This is a genomic window from Maribellus sp. CM-23, assembly GCF_021354595.1.
Classification (GTDB): domain Bacteria; phylum Bacteroidota; class Bacteroidia; order Bacteroidales; family Prolixibacteraceae; genus Draconibacterium.
The window spans coordinates 875,913-895,630 of sequence record NZ_JADWYJ010000002.1; the positions used below are offsets into that span (position 1 = coordinate 875,913).

Here is a 19,718-nt window from a genome sequence, read left to right on the forward strand (position 1 = left end):
ATGAAGAAAAGAGTCTTCTTTAAAACAGCCGGGGCATTTGTCTCAATAACAATGTTGCCATCATCGGTTTGGGTATTAAGCAAAAACAGTAAGTTACGTTCTTTTAGTTTATTCCCAACAAAGAAATATTTTGCCTATTTGCTCAGCATTGTCGTCGCCGGAATATTATTTGCTTGTCAGCCACAAGCACAAAAACCAAATGTAATCATCTTTTTTACCGATGATCAGGGGTATTCCGATGTGGGATGCTATGGCGCAACAGGAATTGAAACTCCGAACATGGACAAACTCGCTGAAAATGGAATTCGCTTTACCAATTTCTACGTACCGGCAACGGTTTGTACCCCTTCGCGTGCCGGAATACTTACCGGGCAATATCCCAAACGCTCGAACCTTCACGAAGCCGTACTTTTCCCATACTCAACAAACGGGTTACCGCTTGAAAAATATACCCTTGCTGAATTATTTAAGGACAATGGCTATTCAACTGCCTGCATTGGGAAATGGCATCTTGGTCACCTTCCTGAATTTATGCCCAACAACCAGGGCTTCGACTATTTTTACGGAGTTCCGTATTCCAACGACATGGATGGATATTATTACAAACACAACAATTTTCAATCGCCCCCATTGCCTTTTTACCGCAATACAGAATTAATAGAGGAAGGACCCGATCAACGATATCTGACGAAACGCTATACGGAAGAGACAATTAACCTCATTCAACGCAGGGGAGAAAAGCCGTTTTTTATCTACTTGGCGCATAACATGCCACACAAGCCGTGGTACGTTAGTGAAAAATTCGATGGTAAAAGTGCAAAAGGTTTGTATGGTGACGTAATTATGGAACTCGACTGGAGCATGGGAGAAATCATTAAAACGCTGAAAGAAGAAAAAATCTACGACAATACAATTGTAGTTTTTACTTCGGACAATGGGCCCATTTCGAACAATTCGGCCAAGCCACTGCGCGGGACCAAAGCAACCACTTGGGAAGGAGGTCAACGAGTGCCCGGTATAATTGCATGGCCGGCAAAAATCCCTGCTCACGAAGTTTGTAATGAAATGGTAACTTCGATGGACCTGTTCCCAACATTTATGGAAATTTTACATGTCGACACCCCGGATAAAAACAAACTCGACGGAATGAGTATTCTGAAGCTTTTGGAAGACCCGGAAAAAGAAAAATTACCTTCCCGCCCCTTTTTGTATTATTCAAGAAACGGTCAGCCTGAAGCAATCCGTGAAGATAACTGGAAACTGCACATCGATAAAAGTTTAGGTTGGAACCACGATAGCAATGACTTTTCTCCCGCGCTGTATAACCTTGACAGCGATATTGGCGAACAGAACAATGTTATTGAAGATCATCCCGATCTCTATTCTAAAATGAAGAACGAACTCATAAAAACTGACGAAACCATTAAATGATGGAGGCATTTCTTTTATCTCTGTTCTGATAACAATGATCAATTTTCAGTCATTTTCAACCAACAATAATGAATTAGAATCGGCTAAAACAGACTACCCGGTAACGATTGAAAACGGAACCGGGCCAAAATTGGCAGCAGAAGGAGCAAAACATTTATTTATTCTGGCCGGCCAATCGAATATGGAGAAATTAAATCCGGGTTCCGATTTTACTCCGGCTGTTGGCAATGAATTCGGTTTCGAAAATATTATTGTTGTGAAATTTGCAGTTGGTGGCACGCCCATACGGCGTCGGTACCGCGACGGGATAAAACCAAAAAATGCACAAACATCTGAAAACAAAGCAGATAAGCATCAGCTATTGAAAAGGAAAGGTGACCTTTACGACAGTTTAATTACACGTGTAAATGCTGCTATTGAAGGGCACAAGCCATCGGTTCGGTTACTTTTGCTTGGATGCAAGGAGAACGCGATGCACGACTGAATTATGAATCAGCATATGAGCAAAGTATAAAAGGTCTTTATGGTCAGGTATCAACTGATTTGGGAAGAACAGATGTAAATTTCATTATTGGTCGCCTAAGCAACTGGGATCTTAAAAAAGATTATCCGGGCTGGGATAAGATCCGCGAAATACAAGTCAACAAAATCAAGTGAACTACGAACAAAAAACGCAGTAAGTCAAAAACTTACTGCGTTTTACTAATTATTGATTATCCTTAATAATCGTACCCTATTTCACTTCTTCAAAATCCACATCGGTTACTTCACCGTCGTTTTTCGGCTGGCTTTGTGCACCTCCGTCAGCCTGAGGACCTGCCTGAGGACCGCCTTGTTGTCCGCCCTGCGCCTGAGAAGCATTGTACATTTCCTGCGAAGCGGCCTGGAAAACTGTATTCAGTTCGTTCATGGCAGCATCAATGGCAGCAAGGTCTTTACTGGCATGCGCTTCTTTCAGTTTTTTCAGTGCATCCTCGATCGGCTGTTTTTTATCGGCCGGAATTTTATCACCGTATTCTTTCAGCTGCTTTTCAGTCTGGAAAATCAAGCTGTCAGCCTGGTTAACTTTGTCAGCTGTTTCTTTCGCCGTTTTGTCAGCTTCTGCATTGGCTTCAGCTTCAGCTTTCATTCTCTTGATCTCGTCGTCGCTCAAGCCAGAGGAAGCCTCAATACGAATCGACTGCGATTTTCCGGTAGCTTTGTCTTTTGCGTTTACATGCAAAATACCGTTGGCATCAATGTCGAAAGTAACTTCAATTTGCGGGATACCACGTGGTGACGGCGGAATGCCATCGAGGTGGAATCTTCCGATTGTTTTGTTACCTGAAGCGATTGGACGTTCGCCCTGCAGCACATGAATTTCAACCGAAGGCTGGTTATCGGCAGCTGTAGTAAAGGTTTCCGATTTCTTGGTCGGAATCGTAGTGTTGGCTTCAATCAATTTGGTCATTACACCACCCATGGTTTCAATACCCAACGAAAGCGGAGTAACATCGAGCAGCAACACGTCTTTTACTTCACCGGTTAAAACACCACCCTGAATGGCAGCACCTACAGCTACTACCTCATCCGGGTTAACACCTTTTGAAGGCTCTTTTCCGAAGAATTCTTTTACCTTGGTTTGAATGGCCGGAATACGTGTTGAACCTCCTACCAGGATTACTTCGTCAATTTCGCTTGCCGAGATACCTGCATTTTTCAACGATTTGCGGCAAGGCTCGATAATAGCATTTATCAGGCTGTCAGCCAACTGCTCGAATTTTGCACGGGTCAAGGTTTTTACCAGGTGTTTTGGAATACCGTTTACGGGCATAATGTATGGCAGGTTGATCTCAGTCTGAGAAGAACTTGACAATTCGATTTTTGCTTTCTCAGCAGCTTCTTTCAAACGTTGTAAAGCCATTGGGTCTTTGCGCAAATCAATACCTTCTTCGCTGTTGAATTCTGCTGCCAGCCAGTCGATAATTACCTGGTCGAAATCGTCACCTCCCAAGTGAGTATCACCATCGGTTGATTTTACTTCGAACACACCGTCACCCAATTCCAGAATAGAAATATCGAAAGTACCGCCACCAAGGTCGAATACCGCGATTTTCATGTCTTTGTGCATTTTATCAAGACCATAAGCCAACGATGCAGCTGTAGGTTCGTTGATGATACGACGCACTTTTAAACCTGCAATCTCACCGGCTTCTTTGGTAGCCTGACGCTGAGAGTCGTTAAAATAAGCTGGCACAGTAATTACAGCTTCTGTCACTTCTTGCCCGAGGTAATCTTCAGCCGTTTTCTTCATTTTCTGAAGAACCATGGCCGAAATTTCCTGCGGAGAATATTTCCGGTCGTCAATTTGAACACGCGGAGTATTATTGTCGCCTTTTACCACCTGGTAAGGCATACGCGAAACTTCTTTTGTTACACGATCGAAAGTTTCACCCATAAAACGTTTGATCGAAAAGATCGTTTTAGTTGGGTTGGTAATTGCCTGACGTTTCGCAGGATCACCTACTTTACGCTCTCCGTTTTCTACGAAAGCTACAATTGAAGGAGTCGTACGTTTTCCCTCGCTGTTGGGGATTACTACGGGTTCGTTTCCTTCCATTACAGAAACACAAGAGTTTGTGGTTCCTAAGTCAATTCCGATTATTTTTCCCATTGTTATATGTTTTAATTTTTATTGTTCTGAAAATTTTACGGTTCAGAATAATCAATCATTGTGCCATTGGGAAATCGGGAAAATTAGACGCAAAACTGACACATATTTACTTTTGAAAGAACTTTATTCTGTCAAAGGCGGTGACAAAACGACAGAATCCGGAAACTGATTCGGTGAAACAGGGTTTAAAAAATGGCATAATTTAAAGTCAAATTATAACGAAGACGATTCGTTTCTGCGTGCCCCCATTTGCTATTGAATATACCCGCATAATCATTATTAAGTGTCAATAGTCCTTCTAATCTCAGCCTTTCCGAGATATAATAGTAGGCATTCAATGAAAACCGACACCTAAAACTGTATCTATCCTTATCGAATATTTTATCTTCGTTAAAACTTTGATTTAGCAAATTAAAACTACTGCTTAAACGCAAAAATGTTCGGGTATTGGGATAAAACCCCAGAGCTCCGGCTACATACGTTGCAGACAAATAATGTTTTTGCGGAAAGTTGGAAAGATTCTGCAATTCGTTGGTGTAAATATGCTGTACTCCGATATAGTAATCAGCCTGCCATTTTAGAGAAAGAGGGTTAAATGAAGAAAAATTCACATCATATGTCATCGTAAAATCTTCTTCAATCCGGTCAACATCGTTAGGCTCGGAGTTAAAATCCATTTCGGCATACGAATATCCGGGAGTAATGTTTAAACTCATTCGGTTACCGCTTTCCCGCGGCTGCAAATCGCCGTATCTCCACATGTCAAGTAACCCGTTGAAATATCTTACATCCGATACATCAACCACTCCCTGAGTTTTTAAAAGTGAATCAACCGCCGTCAAATCAGACTCCATTTTTCTACGGCTATCAAAAAAACGTTCATTTTTTAACTGCGATATCAAAGCGGCAAGTTTGTACAGTTCATTTTCGTTCAAATTCTTTTTTGTGAGTCCTCTTTTGTTCAACTCCTCAAGAATAAGCACTGCATGTCGAAAATCCTGAACTTGTTCAATCCTTCCCTTCCCTATCCCAAAAGTGAATGATTCTGCAGTCGATAAATACTTATTATCATAATTGTCCTGAGTGTGATCAGCATACGAAAATTGAACAGCAGGTACTCCACGCACAAACCAATTCGCGTCATTCAGAAAATAATTCAAATCATATCTCCCTGAAAAATCAATTTTAAATGTACCGTTATCATATCCATCTGATCCGGTAGCTTTACGTTCTGAAAGCCCATAACTGGACGAAAACAGAACATGAGAAGATGACTGTATTTTAGTTGAGTTTTTGTAAAAAGTATAGAGCAAATTAGCTTTTCCGCTAACAGTATTATCCCGGGAGCGGGAAGTGTCCTTCAGAAATTCATTGTCGTTTAAAATGTATACGTGCTGGAAGTCCCCGTTTGAATCGAAATAAAAATCGAGCTGATGCCGCTTCATTTCAGGCAATTTGTATTTCGACAGATCAAAGTTTTCGTACTGGGCAAAAGCAAATTGAAAGGCAAAGAAAGTTGCGGCTAAAAGGAGTAACTTTTTCATGACATTAGTTTTATTGATTTGTTTCGAAAGCTCAAATTTTATGCCATTGAACAAAATGTAGAATCCTTCTAATATAGCCTCTTACGGCTGAAACCTAGTACAATAAGCATGAAGTATAAAAAACTTTTCTAATTTTAGCGCAATAATCACAATAATTATGACAACTAAACCATTAAGAACTGAACCTGAAAAGAGATTGCAATCATTGGATGCACTCCGCGGTTTCGATATGTTTTGGATAACCGGCGGCGGTTACCTGGCAACCGTTATAGCTCAAATGACCGGCGCCGAATGGCTCGGAAACCAGATGCACCACGTTGAATGGGCCGGGTTTCGTTTCGAAGACCTGATCTTCCCGCTTTTTATGTTTATTGCCGGTGTGGCAGTTCCCTTCTCCGTAGGGAGTAAACTGGAAAAAAATGTTCCGAAACGAAGGTTGTTTATCAAAATATTTAACCGGCTACTTCTTCTGATTGTATTGGGAATCCTTTACAACGGAGTTTTCAAAAACGGTTTTACTGACGGAAGAATTGCCAGCGTTTTAGGACAAATTGGTATCGGTTATTTCTTTGCCGCACTGATTTATTTGTACTTCCCGGCTTTAAAAAGTAGAATTTTTTGGTTGGCTGGTATCCTGGTAGGTTTTGGTGTCATTCAACTTTTGATCCCTGTTCCCGGAGTGGGTGCCGGCGTGCTTACTCCCGAAGGTTGTATCAACGGGTACATCGACCGCCTGTTTTTGCCCGGACGCCTGTATGGCGGAGTGTACGACCCCGAAGGCATTCTTTGCAGCCTCTCAGCTACCGGAGTAACCTTAATGGGAACCATTGCCGGAAACATCCTTCGGTATAAAAAAACAAGCGACTGGCAAAAAATCGGCTACCTGACAGCTACCGGTGTCAGCCTGATCGTTCTTGCACTTGCATTTTCAACCTTCTACCCGATCATCAAAAAGTGCTGGACTTCTACCTTTAACATGATGGCGGGCGGAATCAGTTTTATCCTGATGGCCTTGTTCTTTTTGATTATCGACCATTGGAAATTCAGGGGTTGGGCCTTTTATTTCAAAGTAATTGGGATGAACTCGATCTTTGTGTACCTGTTCACCCGGATCATCGACACTCAAAATCTCACCCAGTTTTTTGTGGGCTGGCTTATTAAACCAATGGGCGAAGCAAGTGCCCTGGCGCTGGCCATATCAACATTGACTGTTATTTGGCTGCTGCTTTATTATATGTACAAAAGAAAAATCTTTTTACGCGTTTAATAAGAACTTCGGTAAATACCCAGGCTAAACTCGGGACCGGACACCATAAATTGCTCGCCGTCGGCTATGCGCCACGAAAAGTCGAGCCGGATACGCGATTTGGAACTAAGTTGGGAGAAATACCCCACGTAAGGAACAAAATTATGGCTTAGCGTGCCCAGGTCTTTGAAACCGTTCAGGTCGATGCCGGGAACGTATTTCACGCCAAAATTAAACCGGCTTCTGAGTTGGGAGTAATAACTCCAGCCCAGGTCAATTTCGGCCGTCATCCAGTCGCGGTAAGAATTCTGAAATACCGGATGTAAACCGTCTTCAGAATTTGTCACCTTTTCATCTGGCTTTTTATACCGGTTGTAGGTAAGCCCGGCGCTAAAATTACGGTTCCAGTTCACGTTTTTGTAGCGGGCATCTTCGTATTGAATGTATCCGCCCCAGATAAAATCAGGTTCCTGGTTAAAATATTTAAAGAACGGTCCCATTTCAAACCGTTTTCCTTCGTAGCGCGGATCAAACTCGGCATACGGCCAGTCGGCAAGCATGGCATCGGCTGGCTCCAGAAGAAATTTCCCGTTCAGGAATTGATTGAGCGCAGCCATTTCTTTTTCAGTATCATGGCCTTCTTTAAAATCGCGGTCGTTTTTCATTTGCGCAATTACCTGGGCAAACTGGGCAATTTCATAATCCGAGAATATTCTTCCCGGGTAATATTTTTCCAGCAAAAAATGGGCAGCCATCAGGTGGTTCATTGGGCTTAACCGCCCGATTCCGAAACCTCCCCGTGCCTGAAAACCGTAACGAAGACGATCCTCTGTCTGCGTTCTGTCAATGTCCGTTACGACGCCCAGCGAATCAATGCTTGTTCCGTCAAGGCTCTGCCGGTACACTTCGTACCGTCCCCAGCCCGAAAATTCAAAAGCCGTATAATTTTTGGCATCGTAATAATAACGGTACCGGTAATTTAAGTTGGCAGAACTTCTTAACCCATATAAATACTGATCGGCTTTCAGGTTACTTACCTTCGAGCTGTCAATCCAGTTTCCATAGGCTCCGAAAGGTCCGAGATCAAACGAAAAATTTAACTCGTCCTGCCGGTAATCCTGGATATTCCAGAAAGTATTCTCAATTCTATAGCCACCGTTCAAAGAAGTCTGGTCTTCAAAAAAACGAGAAACATCTGTCCGCAACTCTTCCCGCTCTTTTCCCAACTGAAAAATCCACCCGGCATTTACTTCCCGCTTTTTAAACGATACTACTTCCCTATTGATATCCTGTGCTGACATATGAAAGGAAGAAAGAAGGAACGCGACGATGGTCAGTATGCTTAAACGTTGACTGTATGGATTTTTCATTGTTTGTTATTCATGTTGTAAGTAGCGCAAAGAAAATAAACCTTGCTGAAATTATTACTACCCGGCGGTTAATAAACGTTAACACAAAATGATTCAGTTACGATAAAATCCACGACTTTTGTCCAACACAAAAGCTTTGTCTAATTTTGTATCCTAATTTTGAAAGAAACAAATATGTCAGTACATAACGAAATACGCAGAGTAACCACCCATCGCCTTTCTGAAATGAAACTGCGCGGTGAAAAAATTGCCATGTTGACAGCCTATGATTACAGCATGGCTCAACTGGTGGATGAAGCAGGAATTGACATTATTTTGGTAGGCGATTCAGCTTCCAACGTAATGGCCGGACATACCACCACCCTTCCGATTACCCTGAACGAAATGATTTATCACGGTGCATCAGTCGTCAGGGCGGTAAACCGGGCACTGGTGGTAGTTGATCTTCCGTTTGGGACGTACCAGGGAAATTCCCGCGAAGCCCTGCATTCGGCCATCCGTATCATGAAGGAAACAGCTGCTGATGCGGTAAAACTGGAAGGTGGCGAAGAAGTGCTGGAATCGGTAAAACGTATTTTGTCGGCTGGAATACCTGTAATGGGACACCTTGGTTTGATGCCCCAGTCTATCCACAAATTCGGAACCTATACTGTAAGAGCCAAAGAAGAAGCCGAAGCGGAAAAACTGTTGAAAGACTCAAAGCTTTTGGAAGAAGCCGGTTGCTTTGGTATTGTACTGGAAAAAATTCCGGCGTCGCTCGGAGAGCAGGTGGCCAGGGAAGTAAGAATTCCGGTTATTGGTATTGGTGCCGGTGGCGGCGTTGACGGACAGGTACTGGTTTTGCATGACATGCTGGGAATTACGCAGCAGTTTTCTCCCCGTTTTTTAAGGCGCTACCACAACCTGGCAGCTGAAATCAAAGGTGCCGTAGGGAATTATATCAACGATGTAAAATCAACCGATTTCCCGAGCGAAAAAGAACAGTATTAGTTCAGAGTTCAATGTTCAGAGTTTAAAGTTAAAAAAGCTCAAAGCTTGCGGCTCATAGCTTCTAATCATGAAAGTAATCTACGAGGACAACCATATCATTGCGATCAACAAAGCCTGTGGCGAAGTGGTTCAAAGCGACAAAACGGGTGATGAAACGGTTATGGACCGGGTTAAACAATACCTGAAAGAGAAGTACAACAAACCGGGAAATGTTTACCTGGGGCTTCCCCACCGGCTCGACCGCCCAACCAGCGGGATTCTGATTCTGGCCAAAACCAGCAAAGTGTTGCCACGCCTTAATAAGTTGTTCCAGACACGCGGGGAGGTAAAAAAAGTGTATTGGGCCGTGGTTGACAAGCGTCCACCAAAATACCAGGATACACTGGTTCATTACCTCATCAAAAACCAGGAGCGCAACCGAAGCTATGCGTACACCGAACCCGTGGAAGGAGCAAAACTGGCCAAGCTTACCTACCGGCATGTAGCCAGTATCGAGCGTTATCATTTACTGGAAGTGGAATTACAAACCGGCCGTCATCACCAAATCCGGGTACAGCTTAATCAATTGGGGCTTCATATAAAAGGTGATTTGAAATACGGTTTTCCGCGTTCGAACCAGGACAAAGGCATTCATTTACATGCCCGAAAAGCGGAACTGATGCACCCGGTAAAAAAAGAAATACTGACAATTGTTGCTGATCCGCCGGATGACCCGGTATGGAATGAGTTTATCAACCTTTTCCACGCGGGGCGATTTAGTCCAGTGCAACCGGCTTAAAAGCCAGCGGCAAAAGGCTTTCTGCTCCGTTCAATACCTGTATTCCCTTTTTTCCATCCAGGATGATTCGTATCGGGTTCTTAAAACGAAATTCCGTTTCAACCAAAACCTGGCGACAGGATCCGCAGGGCTGTGCCGGTTCTGCCAAAAAGCCATTTTTGTTTTTGGCCGTTACTGCAATCGCTTTCACTCCCACTCCCGGATAAGTTGCATGCGCATAAAACAAAGCAACCCGCTCGGCACATAAACCATCGGTAAAATCAGCATTTTCCTGATTGTTACCCGCAATAACTTCTCCGTTCTCCAGTAATACTGCGGCACCCACATTAAAATGAGAGTAGGGTGCATACGCATTTTCGGCAGCTTTTCGCGCTGCCTCCAGTAACTTCTGATCACTATCGGGAAGTTCCTCTGACCGGTCAAATTCCTGAACAAGAATTTTGAGTTCTTTTATCCTCATCCTGCATATTTTGTTCAAATGTAACATTTTAAAAACAATATATGCAGCGAAAAGCCCCAAACTCCCTGTGCCGGATTAACGGACAAACAACACGCCACATAAGACATTGGAACTATCAGGATATGAAATAAAACAGTGTTTCAATCAAGGAACCAAAACCGAAATGGCTATTTTGATCTTGCCTCGTCGGGTTTGATCCTTACCACCAGGTTTTTTGCTGACTCTCGCCTGAAAATAAGCATTGGTGCCGAAACTCCAAGCGATAAGGCGGCCAGTACAAAGAATGCTTTCAGTCCGTTGTCAACGGTTTCCTCCATCAATTTCAGAAAAGTCTCGTGATCTATCTTTTCAGTTAAGTGAATAATACCCAGCATGGCACGGTAAGCAAATGCTCCCGGAACCATTGGGATAACAGCAGGAATAGCTAAAACAAAAGGAGGCGTGTGCCGGTAATGGGCAGCAAAAATACTGGCAAAACCAACCAACATTGCGCCAAAAAACGACCCAAGAATAATTCCCCCACCGGCTGCCAGTACAATAAATTTTAAGGTACCACCAAATGCTCCCAGCAAAAAAATAGTGAAGATGGTTCTTTTGGGCACATTAAAAAGGATGGCAAAACCAATGGCCCCCATACCCAGCCAAAACCAACGATCGATAAAATGTAACCACTCTTGCATAATCACACATTTTTACGTTCAAATACCATAAATCAATACAGCTCCCAGCATTCCCAGGGCAATGGATAAGGAGATCATCAAACCGTTCACCCCGCGAACAATGCCGTTCATAATGTTCCCGTCGAGTAAATCGGAAAGAGAGTTGATCAGCGGAACTCCCGGAATTAAATACAGCACCGAAGTGGCAAAAGCATATTCAGGATTCGGGCCAACTTTTAGTTTGAGCGCCAAACCCGCGATCATCGACGAAACAAAAGCTGCAAAGAAAATGGCCAGATAGGGATTAAAAGATCTTTTGACGGCCTCTTGCCGAACGTACAAACCAATAAAAGTAGCCACAAAAGTAACAAGTAGTTCGAGGTAAACCCCACCAAACACGCGGCAAAAACCGGCGCCCGCAGCTCCTACCATGGCCAAAATTATTATGCGCGGGTAATGCGGCAGCGATTTTAAACGGTCGAGCTCTTTTTGTACCTGGTCCATTCCCCAGTTTTCTTCCACAATCCGCCAACTCATCCGGCTGATACCGCTCACCATTTTAAAGTTGACCCCGTGCGGAGAAGTTCTTTTTAAGCGGCTAAAAAAATAGTCGCGCTCTTCGTTGTAGATGGTAAGCATCAGTGCCCGGTGGGTAATCAGCAAGTCCACATCGTAGTCGTATGCTCCGGCAATCCGGCTGATAGTCATACGAATCCGGGAAGAATTGGCGCCGGAACTCATCAGCAACGAGCCAACCTCTAACAATATCTTACTCAACTCATTAACTTTTTCTTCACCCGACTGATTCATACTCGAATTAATTTGAAACCGCGAATTAAGTTAAAACAAAATGCTCACACGAAAAAGTAGCGCAATTGTTTTCCAACATTAAGTAAGTTTAAAGTTCGGTCTTTCCAAATTGTTCAAAAAGAGAAGGTAGCTAACAACGAATCCAATAATCCATGCTTACTCACGTTAGTTTGTTTATAAATTCTAAACAGAACCATTAGGAAATTCATTTCCTGCATCTATTTTTAAGCGATTTTACATTGAAGTATATGGCCATGAAATATTACCCAGTAGCAATTCTCTTATTATTCATCTCTCTTTCAAGCTTTTCACAGAAAATAACCCGACAGGAATATATTAACCGTTACCAGTTACTGTCTATTGAAGAAATGAACAGAAGCGGTATTCCGGCGAGTATCACCATGGCACAGGGTATTCTGGAATCGGGCAGCGGGAACAGTGAATTGGCAAAGCGTTCCAATAATCATTTTGGAATTAAATGTAAAAAAGGCTGGAAAGGGAAAAAGGTTTATTACGATGATGACCACAAAGATGAGTGCTTCCGGAAATATACTTCGGTGGAGGAGTCGTACATCGATCACACCAACTTTTTGATGGACAATCCGCGCTATGCTTTTCTTTTTCAATTAAAACACACCGACTATAAAGGTTGGGCAAAGGGATTGAAAAAAGCCGGATATGCAACCGCGCACGACTACGACAAACGCCTGATAAAAATTATTGAAGACCATAAGCTGCACCGCCTCGACCTGAAAATGACCTTTAACGAGATCTCCAGTTTCGAACAGCGCAGCATGGGAAGAAGTGGCATTTCCAATTCACTTACCATAAATGCTTACCGCTCGCACGAAGTGATGAAGATGAACCGCGTTAAAGCTGTGATTGCACGCCAGGGCGATACTTTTGAAATGCTGGCGCAGGAATTTGGGTTAAACGACTGGGAACTGTACAAGTTCAACGATCACCGTCCGGGTTATCGTCCGGTACCCAACGAGATTGTATATATTCAAGCCAAGAAGAGCAAATCGAAAGACAAAACCACACACCGGGTACAGGAAGGCGAAAGCATGCATTATATTTCGCAGATGTATGGAATAAAACTGAAAACATTGTGCAGAAAGAACGGAATGAATCCGGGACAAATGCCGCAGATCGGGCAAATCGTTAAGTTGCGCTAGTGTTTCTTTCAAGTTTTAATGCTGCGATACTTTGTAAGTAAAATAACGCAGCAAAACCCTGTCGGCAAAAAGAATAAAAACGGCTAACAGATTGATTCCGGCTACCCAGGTAAGATTGGCAAGCAAAAAGTTCCACCATTTCTGCCAGTCGGCATCGAACCAAATGAGCACAATGCCCGCGGAAACCGCTGCTATTCCCACAATAGCGGCCAGGTATATAAGGAATTCGCGTATGTATTGATTCCAGGCAAACCTGCGCCCCATTTTATGGGCCACAACTTCCGCGAAGTTATCAGGCAAAAAGAAGCCCGGTTCTTCCGAAAGAACTTCCTCCAGTAACTTTTGTGATTTCGATGGTTTCTGTTCGTCAAACATAATCTGCAAATATATTGGTTTGTTCCAAACGGGCAATCTTTTCCATTTTACCCTTCAAAATCATACGGGCCCTGTTCAGGTAACTTTTTATCGTTCCTTCGGGCATGCCCGTAATGTCCACAATTTCGCGGTACGAAAACTCTTCCAGGTGATACAGTGTAAGCACCGTTCGGTAATGTACCGGCAAGGTTTCAATCAGTTTCAACAGGTGTTTCTTTATCTCTTCTTTTTCAACTACCTGCTGATTCAGGCCAGTGTCGGCCTCCATTCCAATCAGTTTGGGTTCTTCGTTGTACGACAACTCCCCTCTCCGGTTTCTTTTTCTCAGGTGAGTAATGGCCGTATTGTAGGCAATGGTCGCGATCCAGGTTGACAACTTTGATTCACCTCTGAACTTATTTAAGGTTTTAAAAACTTTAATAAATACTTCCTGGCAAATGTCCTCCATTTCATCTTGCTGCTGAACAATACGTCCCACAACATGAACAACCAGCCGCTGGTATTTCGATACCAGAAACCGAAACGCATTGCTGTTCCCGTTTATAACCTGTTGAACCAGTTGTCCGTCTTCCATACTATCCCATCAGACGGGACAAGGTATAAAAAGGTTGCAATTATTTTCATTTGCAATTCATTTTTACACCAACTACCTTATTGCGAGGCGAAGAGATAAACTATCGGAGAATACAAGCGATTTGATTGCGGCCTGACCAAGCGAACAGAAGTTCAACCAACTGTTTTTTGATCCAAAATCATCGTCTCACTGATTTAACCTTAATTTCCCATCCGTTACAGCTGCATTTTATATATTTGCGCAAATTCTGATCAAAGGATCATAAAACGGAAGTGTTTTTTTACTTCTGCCCCAAAAACAGGGGATTGAATCCATTTGAAAATGTAAAATTTGGTAGAAAAAATATAGATAAAATGAACTTTGTAGAAGAGCTTAGATGGAGGGGCATGTTGCATGATATTATGCCCGGAACTGAAGAACAACTGTTAAAAGAAATCACCAGTGCTTATGTTGGTATCGACCCAACTGCCGATTCATTGCACATCGGTCACCTGGTGGGCGTTATGATGTTGAAACACCTTCAGATAGCCGGACATAAACCCATTGCACTCATTGGTGGCGCCACAGGAATGATTGGAGACCCATCGGGCAAATCGCAGGAAAGAAACCTTTTGGACGAGGTTACTTTGCGCCACAATCAGGCTTGCATTAAAAAGCAGCTTGCCAGGTTCCTTGATTTTGAAAGTGGTGAAAAAAACCAGGCAATCCTGGTCAACAACTACGACTGGATGAAAGAATTTTCATTTCTGGCTTTTATCCGCGATGTGGGAAAACGCATCACCGTTAACTACATGATGTCGAAAGACAGTGTAAAAAAACGCCTGGGAGAGGAGTCAAAAGTAGGAATGTCATTTACCGAATTCACTTACCAGCTTGTTCAGGGTTACGACTTCTACCATTTGTATAAAAACCTGGGCTGTAAACTGCAAATGGGTGGCTCCGACCAGTGGGGAAATATCACCACCGGAACCGAGTTGATTCGCAGAATGGACTCTGGTGAGGCTTTTGCCTTGACTTGCCCACTGATTACCAAAGCTGATGGCACCAAATTCGGGAAAACCGAATCGGGAAATGTGTGGCTCGATGCAGAACGTACGTCGCCCTATGCTTTCTTCCAGTTTTGGCTGAATACATCGGATGAAGATGCCGAACGCTACATTAAGATTTTCACCCTGCTTTCGAAAAACGAGATCGATGCTCTGGTAGCTGCCCACAAGGAAGCACCACACGAGCGTATGCTTCAGAAAAAACTGGCAGAAGAACTAACCATTATGGTTCACTCGCGCGAAGATTACGAGATGGCCGTTGAAGCTTCTCAAATCCTGTTTGGGAAAGGAACTGCCGAACAATTGCGTAAACTCAACGAAAGTACCTTCTTAGCTGTTTTCGAAGGTGTTCCTCAATTCCAGATCAGCAAAGCGGAACTGGAAGCAGGCATCAATATCTTTGATCTGCTAGCCGAAAAAACAGAAGTTTTCCCTTCAAAAGGAGAATTAAGAAGAACCCTGCAGGGGAATGGACTCAGCATAAACAAAGACAAGGTTTCTGATCCGGAATTGATAGTGAATGCTGATTACCTGATCGGCGGCAAATACATTCTGGCTCAAAAAGGGAAAAAGAACTACTTCCTGATTATTGCAGGATAATCATCTAAAAACAGCAGGACAAATACTAAAAACCATTCGGTTTCGTTGAAAATACACGATCGAATAGAAACCACTTTTTATGGATAACTTTTTTGACAACCGGCGTATCCTTGAAATTATCTGGAAACGCAAAATGCACTTTGTGATCATCGGAATTGTTGCAATTCTTTTGTCTGCTGTTTTTTCCAGTCCCACTTTTATCCGACCGAAGTTTAAGTCAGTGGCGCGGGTTTACCCCACCAATATCTGGACATTGAGCAACGAGTCGGAAACAGAGCAAATGATTGAGGTACTGAATTCAAACGACATTAAATTTAAGATGTTCGAAGCTTTCAACCTCGCCGATGTATACGAGATCAACAAAGAGGACCCGAAGTTTATTACCTACATGCTCGACAAATACAGCAAAAATGTTTCGGTAAGTAAAACCGAGTTTGAAACCGCTGAAATCAAGGTAATGGATTACGATCCGCAACGTGCTTCTAATATGTGCGATTCTATTATTCTGTACTACAACAAAAAAGTAAGATCGTTGCATAAACAGAAGGACAAAGAAATGGTGATCATAACTCAAAATGCATTGGATAAGAAATATACAGAACTTGCTGGTGTTGAACAGCAACTGGATAGCTTGAGAACCGCTACGGGCATTATTAGCTTTAGTGAGCAGGTTCCCGAGCTAACCCGAGGATACATGACTGCCCTGGCAAACGGAAGAGGCAATGCACCTGATACCAAAAAAATTGATCAGCTGTACAACAACTTTTCAAAAGACGGTGCAAAAGCCACGCTTCTCGAAGCCAGGTATAACCGGACCTTGAATGTTATCGACTCGTTGACCATTTTGCACGACATGCATGTGACAGAGTATGAAAAGGACATTACCTACAGTCATGTTGTTGAATACCCTTTCCCGGCTGATAAAAAATCGTACCCGGTTCGCTGGCTGATTGTATTGTTGTCAACCATTTCTGCCGTATTCCTCGGATTATTGGTATTTCTGGTATTGGATTATCAAAAAGAATAATACGGGTGTTAAAAAGCAAGCAGATAAAGCTTTCTCTTTTTTACTTCATCTCCATCGGTTTTATACTTCTGAATCTTTGGTTTGTGGTAAAAAAAGACATGCTGTACCTGAATGCACTCCCGCTGGTAGCTGCACTCGTACTGGCTGCGGTGTACTCTTTTGATAAAATTATTTACCTCATTGTTTTTTTCTCGCCCTTATCGTTACCGCTTAGCGAGTTGTCTTCCGGTTTTGGGTTCGACATGTACCTGCCCACCGAGCCATTGATCTTTGGGTTACTCATCGTCTTTTTTCTAAAAATACTACAGGAACGAAAATTCGATAAACGGATACTTTTACACCCCATATCTTTGGTGATCTACCTGAACTTGTTCTGGCTTCTGATTACCAGCATTACCAGTACAATGCCGTTGGTATCGTTTAAGTTTCTCTTAATGCGCATCTGGTTTTTGGCGGTGCTTTACTTCCTTACCGCTAAGCTTTTTTCGCAGGGAAAGAACATGGAAAAATATGTTTGGCTGTACGTCATTCCCTTTATGATGGTGATTTTTTACGCCACATTTCGCCACCTGGGATATGGGTTATGGGACAAACAAGCTTCTCATTTTGTGGTAATGCCTTTTTTTAACGACCACACCTCTTACGGGGCTTCGCTGGCATTTTACCTACCATTCCTGCTTATGTTTGTATTTGATAAAAGCCAGTCGAAAAGATGGCGAACTTTTGCCACGTTTGCCTTTTTTGTAGTTCTGATGGGGTTTGTTCTTTCGTACAGCCGGGCAGCCTGGTTAAGCTTACTCGCAGCCATCGGTGTTTGGGGCATATTGCTTCTGAAAATCCGGTTCAAAACCATCTTTATCACGGTTGTCACCGTTGGAACTCTTTTCTTTGCTTTTCAGCAACAAATTTTAATGAAGCTGGAACAAAACTCGCAGGAATCTTCGGCCCACCTAGGTACGCATATTTCTTCGATGTCAAATATTTCGACGGACGCCTCAAACCTGGAACGCATCAATCGCTGGAGTTGTGCCGTACGAATGTTTCAGGATAAGCCTGTTTTAGGGTTTGGTCCGGGCACCTATATGTTCCAGTACGCGCCTTACCAGCTAACAAAAGAACGCACCATTATTAGCACCAATGCTGCAGACGGAGGCAATGCACACAGCGAATACCTCGGGCCTTTGTCCGAGTCAGGCGTACTGGGACTGCTCACCTTTTTACTGATTATTGGAGTTGTAACATACACCGCCATCAACACATACACACGCACAACCGATCCCCGGTTAAAGAAGATTGTACTGGTTGCCTTACTCGGGCTAATTACCTATTATGTTCATGGATTTCTCAACAATTTTCTGGACACCGACAAGCTTTCTGTTCCTTTCTGGGGATTTACTGCTATGATCGTGGCCATCGATATCATCTCAAGGGAAAAGACAAGTACACAAGAGAACAGCCTGCCTTAAGTCGCCTAAGATTCATTAACTGTATATTCCTTTATCCTGCGTATAATCTCCATCATCGCCCGACCGTTATGGTACGGACATTTCCACAGACCTACCTTATCTTCTTCTTCGTAAGGAATCCCTTTCTGATCGACTCTGCTATACCATTCTCCGTTTTCATAGTCAATCAGCCCTTCCTTCACAAAGTTCCAAACCCTCTCCAGTGCCTTTAAATACTTCTCATTTTGGGTGATCTCCCAGGCATTCATCAGTCCAACCATTGCTTCGGCCTGTGGCCACCAGTGTTTATCCGTATCCAGCCTATCACCCTCTTTTTCATAGAACAAAGATCCATCAGTATACGTTCCTTCCCCGAGGGCATTTTCCACAAGCCTGATAGCTGTTTTCTCCATCTCCAGAATGATCGATTCTGACTGAATAGCAAAGGCGGCCTCGTGCAAAAGCCACGCACCTTCAATTTCGTGTCCAAAGGAAACAATGTCACACCTTCGTGCCCAATCCATCTCAAAAAGCAAGGTAAAATGCCCGGTAGAGGGATTTATAATACGGTTTTGAAAAATATCCAGTAAATGCTCCAGGCTTGTTTTAAGTCTTTCATCGGGCCAGGCCCGGTATAAGTTGGTGTAAGGTTCCAAAATATGCAAATGTGTGTTCATCGACTTGGGCAGGTTGTCTTCCTTTTCACTCAAACGCATATCCTCCAACGGATTCCAATCCTTATCCAGAGCTTCAATGTAGCCGCCAAATTTATCGTCCCGAAAATGCGTCTCCAACAGCCGGTATAACTTCTGTGCATATTCCAGGCTGGAGTTATCGCCCGTTGCCAGATAATGTTCAGAAAATGCATAAATCCCAAAGCCTTGGGCATATGCTTGCTTTCGCGTATTTAGGGGGTTCCCGAAAGAATCTAGCTCCCAATACAAACCGCCGTTAACCTCATCCCAAAAGTATGTCTTGATATATTCGGAAGCCCTGTTTGCGAGCTTCTCCAGTTTTTCCGAGCCAATCATTCGGTAAGCAGCCGAAAAAGCCCATAGAATACGGGTGTTTAATACTGCACCTTTCGGTGCGTTGAAATCAATCTTTCCGTAATGATCAATTCGCCCGACAAAGCCGCCGTTCCGCTGATCAACGGATTGCAAACTCCAGAATTCAAGTATATTTAACAATTCTTGGTTCAGCTCTTCGTACAGCTCTCCGAAAACCTTCTTCGCACTCATAACAGAATTCAATTACTACAATTAGGAAATGAATTACGTCACCAAATGCGATCCGTAAATCATCCATTAATTTGACTTTTGCAGATTAGTTTAGATACAGAATCACAAATAGCTGGTTTTTCCTTCTTCAAAATTAATTGAATTCTGAACAGAAACTACCTTACTGTCAAAAAAACAATATAAAATCTAATTATTTAATTGATTCAATTATTTTCACTGAATTTCAGCACTATGCATTGTTAAATAGAAAAGTGAAATAAATACGTTGTAAGGGTTCGGGCAAATGAAAAG

The 19,718-nt window shown here is 43.0% G+C and carries 19 protein-coding genes; 10 read left to right on the forward strand and 9 right to left on the reverse strand.

Annotated features, from left to right (window positions below; genetic code table 11):
- The 3 genes from INQ51_RS10800 to INQ51_RS22735 are packed head-to-tail and all read left to right on the forward strand — an operon-like array spanning position 1 to position 2,088.
- Positions 1-1,431, forward strand: coding sequence for a sulfatase (locus tag INQ51_RS10800; protein ID WP_233377985.1), 1,431 nt, complete (start codon positions 1-3; stop codon positions 1,429-1,431).
- 34 nt (positions 1,432-1,465) lie between these two features.
- Positions 1,466-1,915, forward strand: a complete 450-nt coding sequence (locus INQ51_RS10805; RefSeq protein ID WP_233377986.1) for a sialate O-acetylesterase — start codon at positions 1,466-1,468, stop codon at positions 1,913-1,915.
- Positions 1,888-2,088, forward strand: coding sequence for a sialate O-acetylesterase (locus INQ51_RS22735; RefSeq protein ID WP_410796266.1), 201 nt, complete (start codon positions 1,888-1,890; stop codon positions 2,086-2,088). The genes INQ51_RS10805 and INQ51_RS22735 overlap by 28 nt, the downstream gene beginning before the upstream one ends.
- 76 nt (positions 2,089-2,164) lie before the next feature.
- Here the strand turns inward: INQ51_RS22735 and dnaK are convergent, their stop codons facing one another.
- Entirely contained in the window at positions 2,165-4,084 is a 1,920-nt protein-coding gene (gene dnaK / locus INQ51_RS10810) for a molecular chaperone DnaK (protein WP_233377987.1), read from the reverse strand.
- A gap of 185 nt (positions 4,085-4,269) precedes the next feature.
- Positions 4,270-5,628 (reverse strand): hypothetical protein, encoded by a 1,359-nt coding sequence (locus tag INQ51_RS10815; RefSeq protein WP_233377988.1) that lies wholly within the window; start codon positions 5,626-5,628, stop codon positions 4,270-4,272.
- 157 nt (positions 5,629-5,785) lie between these two features.
- Here INQ51_RS10815 and INQ51_RS10820 point away from each other — a divergent pair, with 157 nt between their 5' ends.
- Complete coding sequence (locus INQ51_RS10820) at positions 5,786-6,895, forward strand: acyltransferase family protein (protein ID WP_233377989.1); 1,110 nt, start codon at positions 5,786-5,788, stop codon at positions 6,893-6,895.
- On the opposite strand, the gene INQ51_RS10825 is transcribed toward INQ51_RS10820, so the two are convergent.
- A complete protein-coding gene (locus tag INQ51_RS10825) occupies positions 6,892-8,244 on the reverse strand; it encodes a hypothetical protein (protein WP_233377990.1) in 1,353 nt (450 codons plus the stop codon). The genes INQ51_RS10820 and INQ51_RS10825 overlap by 4 nt on opposite strands.
- Positions 8,245-8,418: 174 nt before the next feature.
- Here INQ51_RS10825 and panB point away from each other — a divergent pair, with 174 nt between their 5' ends.
- Together panB and INQ51_RS10835 are read left to right on the forward strand one after the other, a co-directional pair.
- Positions 8,419-9,234 carry a 3-methyl-2-oxobutanoate hydroxymethyltransferase gene (panB, locus tag INQ51_RS10830; protein WP_233377991.1) on the forward strand — a complete coding sequence of 272 codons (816 nt, stop codon included), beginning with the start codon at positions 8,419-8,421 and terminating at the stop codon, positions 9,232-9,234.
- 67 nt (positions 9,235-9,301) lie between these two features.
- A complete protein-coding gene (locus INQ51_RS10835; protein WP_233377992.1) occupies positions 9,302-10,012 on the forward strand; it encodes an RluA family pseudouridine synthase in 711 nt (236 codons plus the stop codon).
- On the opposite strand, the gene INQ51_RS10840 is transcribed toward INQ51_RS10835, so the two are convergent.
- The 3 genes from INQ51_RS10840 to INQ51_RS10850 all read right to left on the reverse strand — a co-directional run bounded on the left by INQ51_RS10840 (position 9,990) and on the right by INQ51_RS10850 (position 11,941).
- Positions 9,990-10,472, reverse strand: a complete 483-nt coding sequence (locus tag INQ51_RS10840; RefSeq protein ID WP_233377993.1) for a cytidine deaminase — start codon at positions 10,470-10,472, stop codon at positions 9,990-9,992. The two genes, INQ51_RS10835 and INQ51_RS10840, sit on opposite strands and share 23 nt — an antisense overlap.
- 167 nt (positions 10,473-10,639) lie before the next feature.
- A complete protein-coding gene (locus INQ51_RS10845; protein WP_233377994.1) occupies positions 10,640-11,152 on the reverse strand; it encodes a threonine/serine exporter family protein in 513 nt (170 codons plus the stop codon).
- A gap of 18 nt (positions 11,153-11,170) precedes the next feature.
- Positions 11,171-11,941 carry a threonine/serine exporter ThrE family protein gene (locus INQ51_RS10850; RefSeq protein ID WP_233377995.1) on the reverse strand — a complete coding sequence of 257 codons (771 nt, stop codon included), beginning with the start codon at positions 11,939-11,941 and terminating at the stop codon, positions 11,171-11,173.
- A 368-nt stretch (positions 11,942-12,309) separates the two neighbouring features.
- On the opposite strand from INQ51_RS10850, the gene INQ51_RS10855 reads away from it, so the two are divergent.
- Positions 12,310-13,119: a glucosaminidase domain-containing protein gene (locus INQ51_RS10855; RefSeq protein WP_233377996.1), complete on the forward strand. Its 810-nt coding sequence runs from the start codon at positions 12,310-12,312 to the stop codon at positions 13,117-13,119.
- Positions 13,120-13,134: 15 nt separating this feature from the next.
- Here the strand turns inward: INQ51_RS10855 and INQ51_RS10860 are convergent, their stop codons facing one another.
- Positions 13,135-13,494, reverse strand: a complete 360-nt coding sequence (locus INQ51_RS10860) for a hypothetical protein (protein ID WP_233377997.1) — start codon at positions 13,492-13,494, stop codon at positions 13,135-13,137.
- A complete protein-coding gene (locus INQ51_RS10865) occupies positions 13,487-14,068 on the reverse strand; it encodes an RNA polymerase sigma factor (RefSeq protein WP_233377998.1) in 582 nt (193 codons plus the stop codon). The genes INQ51_RS10860 and INQ51_RS10865 overlap by 8 nt, the downstream gene beginning before the upstream one ends.
- Before the next feature lie 353 nt (positions 14,069-14,421).
- Between INQ51_RS10865 and tyrS the strand changes: the two genes are divergently transcribed.
- The 3 genes from tyrS (at position 14,422) to INQ51_RS22625 (ending at position 18,207) form a co-directional block, all read left to right on the forward strand.
- Positions 14,422-15,714, forward strand: coding sequence for a tyrosine--tRNA ligase (gene tyrS / locus INQ51_RS10870; protein WP_233377999.1), 1,293 nt, complete (start codon positions 14,422-14,424; stop codon positions 15,712-15,714).
- A 79-nt stretch (positions 15,715-15,793) separates the two neighbouring features.
- Positions 15,794-16,741, forward strand: coding sequence for a Wzz/FepE/Etk N-terminal domain-containing protein (locus tag INQ51_RS10875; protein ID WP_233378000.1), 948 nt, complete (start codon positions 15,794-15,796; stop codon positions 16,739-16,741).
- A gap of 5 nt (positions 16,742-16,746) precedes the next feature.
- A complete protein-coding gene (locus tag INQ51_RS22625; protein WP_233378001.1) occupies positions 16,747-18,207 on the forward strand; it encodes an O-antigen ligase family protein in 1,461 nt (486 codons plus the stop codon).
- A 5-nt stretch (positions 18,208-18,212) separates the two neighbouring features.
- Here the strand turns inward: INQ51_RS22625 and INQ51_RS10885 are convergent, their stop codons facing one another.
- Positions 18,213-19,427: an AGE family epimerase/isomerase gene (locus tag INQ51_RS10885; protein WP_233378002.1), complete on the reverse strand. Its 1,215-nt coding sequence runs from the start codon at positions 19,425-19,427 to the stop codon at positions 18,213-18,215.
- Between the last annotated feature and the right edge of the window lie 291 nt (positions 19,428-19,718).

Bases quoted from the DNA above. Each gene is read 5' to 3' on its own strand.
- INQ51_RS10800 (WP_233377985.1), top strand. From the start codon at position 1: ATGAAGAAAAGAGTCTTCTTTAAAACAGCCGGGGCATTTGTCTCAATA.
- INQ51_RS10805 (WP_233377986.1), top strand. From the start codon at position 1,466: ATGATCAATTTTCAGTCATTTTCAACCAACAATAATGAATTAGAATCG.
- INQ51_RS22735 (WP_410796266.1), top strand. From the start codon at position 1,888: ATGCAAGGAGAACGCGATGCACGACTGAATTATGAATCAGCATATGAG.
- dnaK (WP_233377987.1), bottom strand. From the start codon at position 4,084: ATGGGAAAAATAATCGGAATTGACTTAGGAACCACAAACTCTTGTGTT.
- INQ51_RS10815 (WP_233377988.1), bottom strand. From the start codon at position 5,628: ATGAAAAAGTTACTCCTTTTAGCCGCAACTTTCTTTGCCTTTCAATTT.
- INQ51_RS10820 (WP_233377989.1), top strand. From the start codon at position 5,786: ATGACAACTAAACCATTAAGAACTGAACCTGAAAAGAGATTGCAATCA.
- INQ51_RS10825 (WP_233377990.1), bottom strand. From the start codon at position 8,244: ATGAAAAATCCATACAGTCAACGTTTAAGCATACTGACCATCGTCGCG.
- panB (WP_233377991.1), top strand. From the start codon at position 8,419: ATGTCAGTACATAACGAAATACGCAGAGTAACCACCCATCGCCTTTCT.
- INQ51_RS10835 (WP_233377992.1), top strand. From the start codon at position 9,302: ATGAAAGTAATCTACGAGGACAACCATATCATTGCGATCAACAAAGCC.
- INQ51_RS10840 (WP_233377993.1), bottom strand. From the start codon at position 10,472: ATGAGGATAAAAGAACTCAAAATTCTTGTTCAGGAATTTGACCGGTCA.
- INQ51_RS10845 (WP_233377994.1), bottom strand. From the start codon at position 11,152: ATGCAAGAGTGGTTACATTTTATCGATCGTTGGTTTTGGCTGGGTATG.
- INQ51_RS10850 (WP_233377995.1), bottom strand. From the start codon at position 11,941: ATGAATCAGTCGGGTGAAGAAAAAGTTAATGAGTTGAGTAAGATATTG.
- INQ51_RS10855 (WP_233377996.1), top strand. From the start codon at position 12,310: ATGAACAGAAGCGGTATTCCGGCGAGTATCACCATGGCACAGGGTATT.
- INQ51_RS10860 (WP_233377997.1), bottom strand. From the start codon at position 13,494: ATGTTTGACGAACAGAAACCATCGAAATCACAAAAGTTACTGGAGGAA.
- INQ51_RS10865 (WP_233377998.1), bottom strand. From the start codon at position 14,068: ATGGAAGACGGACAACTGGTTCAACAGGTTATAAACGGGAACAGCAAT.
- tyrS (WP_233377999.1), top strand. From the start codon at position 14,422: ATGAACTTTGTAGAAGAGCTTAGATGGAGGGGCATGTTGCATGATATT.
- INQ51_RS10875 (WP_233378000.1), top strand. From the start codon at position 15,794: ATGGATAACTTTTTTGACAACCGGCGTATCCTTGAAATTATCTGGAAA.
- INQ51_RS10885 (WP_233378002.1), bottom strand. From the start codon at position 19,427: ATGAGTGCGAAGAAGGTTTTCGGAGAGCTGTACGAAGAGCTGAACCAA.